This window comes from Acetomicrobium mobile, from assembly GCF_937920065.1.
Map to the genome: position 1 here is coordinate 1 of NZ_CALETC010000213.1, position 2931 is coordinate 2931.

3 protein-coding genes are annotated in these 2931 nt (G+C 42.5%); 1 reads left to right on the plus strand and 2 read right to left on the minus strand.

The window, feature by feature from the left end; all coding sequences use genetic code 11:
* Together Q7P41_RS08370 and larE are read right to left on the minus strand one after the other, a co-directional pair.
* The coding region (locus tag Q7P41_RS08370) for a cytochrome c biogenesis CcdA family protein (RefSeq protein ID WP_303883431.1) at positions 1 to 313 on the minus strand (313 nt) is incomplete at its 3' end.
* Positions 314 to 423: 110 nt separating this feature from the next.
* Positions 424 to 1233 (minus strand): ATP-dependent sacrificial sulfur transferase LarE, encoded by an 810-nt coding sequence (gene larE / locus Q7P41_RS08375; protein WP_303883433.1) that lies wholly within the window; start codon positions 1231 to 1233, stop codon positions 424 to 426.
* A gap of 284 nt (positions 1234 to 1517) precedes the next feature.
* Here larE and Q7P41_RS08380 point away from each other — a divergent pair.
* Positions 1518 to 2931 (plus strand): hypothetical protein (locus Q7P41_RS08380; RefSeq protein ID WP_303883434.1); only part of this gene is annotated, 1414 nt, incomplete at its 3' end.

The following is a 2931-nucleotide window of genomic DNA, read 5'->3' on the forward strand; positions in this document are numbered from 1 at the left end:
TCATATAAAGCCCAAGAAATATAACTATCACGGCTCCCAACCTTTTGACCAAGACTTGATTTTTGATCAGTTGTTTGCCGAAAGCAGTGGCGGAAGCACCAAAAAATACAAAGATGAGGGAAAAACCGGCGACGAAAAGGGAGGCATGCAAAAAAGCCTTAAGGTTAATTGAATTTTCCTTTCTATCTGACGTTACTACAGTATCTCCAGCCAGATAGGCGATATAAACCGGGATCATGGGCAAAAGACAGGGCGAAAGAAAGGACAATAAACCCGCAATAAAGGCAATCGCAAAGGTAATTTCCGGCATCATCTCAACCCCCCTTATACCTATACCTGGATATGTATATACTACAACACCCGGGCATTTTTGTCATCACCCAAAGGCGCTAAAAAATGGGGAAAACTGGAGGGGTTTGCTTGCTAAGGACATATTTCCTTTAAAAGGCAATCCATTTTACCGCTTTTATGACCCTCCAAATCGACGGCCACTACCGAAAAGCCCAACTTGGAAAGGGCACTTCTGACATCATCTTTTATGGCCCATGCTTTTTCTACGTCATTCGGCGATACCTCCACAACAGCAACACCGCGCAGGTAGCTTCTGACCCTTACATTTCTAAAGCCGAGGGAAATCAAATATTCTTCGGCCCTGGCAACCCGAGTTAGCTCTTCTTCGTTTAAGGTCATACCGTAAGGGAATCTTGTAGCAAGACAGGGCGAAGAAGGTTTGTCCCAAAAGGAAAGGCCAAACTCGCGTGCCAGCTTTCTTATCTCTTCTTTTTTAAGGCCTATCTCCTTCAAGGGATGAAGCACCCTGTCTTCTTTCGCTGCCTCAAGGCCGGGTCTGTATTCGCTAAAGTCCGACTTTGTTGCGCCATCCATTATGACAAAGCCTTTTGTGGCAAAGCCATCCACCCAATTTTTAACCAGGCTATCCCTATGCTTCCTGCAAAAATAGCATCGCCTGGGATGGTTGTGTCTTACTTCACTTATGCTCAAGTCATCTGAATCGATTACGAAATGTTTAATCCCGTAGTCTTTCGCCACTAGCGCTGCGTCTTCTACCTCCTTCCAGGGTATAAGCGGAGAAGAAAATGTGACGGTTACGACGTTGCTTTTTGCTTTAAAGCATGCGTATGTCAAAAATGAGCTATCCAGCCCACCCGATAGCAGGACAACAATATCTCGATAGCGGCCTATATAATCTAGCAACGAAGTCCATTTTGGCATCTTTCGCCCCTCTTTTCTTTTGCGAAGTAACCTCTAAATTATTATACATTTTCGTCGTATAATGAAGGTAGCAATATGGGCAAACTAAAAGGCATATCAATGCACACTACGATTTGCCTATAATTAAATGACATCTTAAGAGACGGTTTTTTAGTAAGCTTTTAAGCATAAATACGCTTTTCGTCGTCGAAATTAATAATTAGTGTAAAAGAGAAAGTTAGCTAACGAAACCTGCAATTCCCCCTTGTGGGCATGTAAGAATTTTTTGTCAAAGGGTTGTTTGAATGTCGAAAATAAATTTGAGCAAAAAGGCCGTTAAAGTTTTTGTAATCATTGCCTTTGTTTTAGTATTATTTTCCTTTTTCGTCATTGAAATACTATGGAAAAACAATGGCGATCTGGGGGCGGATTTTGTCGCCCAGAAGTTTAGACATACTGTTAAAAGCCATATAGGTATGGACGTTATTTTTTCGTCCATTTCAGGCAATCCCTTTGTCGGCTACGTCGGCAAAGACGTTAAGCTAGGCATCGACGGCAATATATCAAACTTCGCTAAATCCATCAATATCAAGCCCTCGCTTAGATCACTGTTAACGGGAAAACCGGGGGTTACAAGCATCGAGATAAACTCCGCCAAAATCGCAAGCGAAGATGTATTAAAGCTTTTCGACCTTCCTTTGACTGACAAAGAGTCCAAGCAATCCATATCGATCGAGAATATAAGTTTATATGACACGGAAATATTGGGCAAAAGAAGGATTTACATCGACAGGGCTCACCTCAAGCCCGAAGGTAATTTAATGAAGTTTGACGTTCACGGCGCGATTAACTTACTTGAATTTCAGGTCAAAGGGCGCCTTTCTTCCTCCGGTGGCAAGGTTTCTCTGGAAGATTGTTTAATCAAAACCAATGGAGGAAGCGGTGTCTTAGAAGGAGAAATAACACCCCTCTTTAGCTTAAAGGGCGAACTCCATAACATAAGCGCTGACGTAATTGCGGCAATATTTCCCGGATTCGCATCGGTAAAACCGAAAGGCACCATTTCGGGTTCAATAGGCTTCACCTTGGGTGAAAAAAAATCGCTTAAAATAAATGGACAATTTTACCTGCCCTCGGGCGAGATAGCGGGCATACCGCTAAATGACACCTCCTTTACCCTTCTTTTTAGCGATGGAGTGCTTGACTTTAAAGTACTGCAAAATAAATCCTTTGAATCAGAGATTATGGGATCGGTAATGGTCTTTTTTAACCCCTTAAAGTTAAAATTGGAGCTAAAATCAAAGACAGCATCGATCGAGGCATGGAAAAATCGCTTTGATTGGCTTTCTGCCCTAAACGGAACTGCCGAAAATATAGCTTTGTCCTTGGAAGGGCCACCAAAATATTTATCGGGAAGGGTGAAATTCGAGTCATCTGAGCTAAAGGTTTTGAACTTTGTCTTAACGAATGCCGATATGACCGCAGAAGTGTCCGGCAATCAAATTTGCTTTAACGGCAAGGGCTTCTGGAAAGACATACCGCTTGAATTTCAAGGGACAACTTCACATGACGGTTCACCAATGCTTGACGCTACTATCACGGCCAGATCTGTGGACGCACAAAAATTAAAATATTGTTTTAAAGACAACGAAGAACTCGAACTGAAAGGCAATTGTGATATCTTTTTAAGCGTGCACGGCAAGGCCGGTAGCTTCGCCT

Excerpts from the sequence above, each read along its gene's own strand:
- larE (WP_303883433.1), bottom strand. The coding sequence starts at position 1,233 with ATGCCAAAATGGACTTCGTTGCTAGATTATATAGGCCGCTATCGAGAT.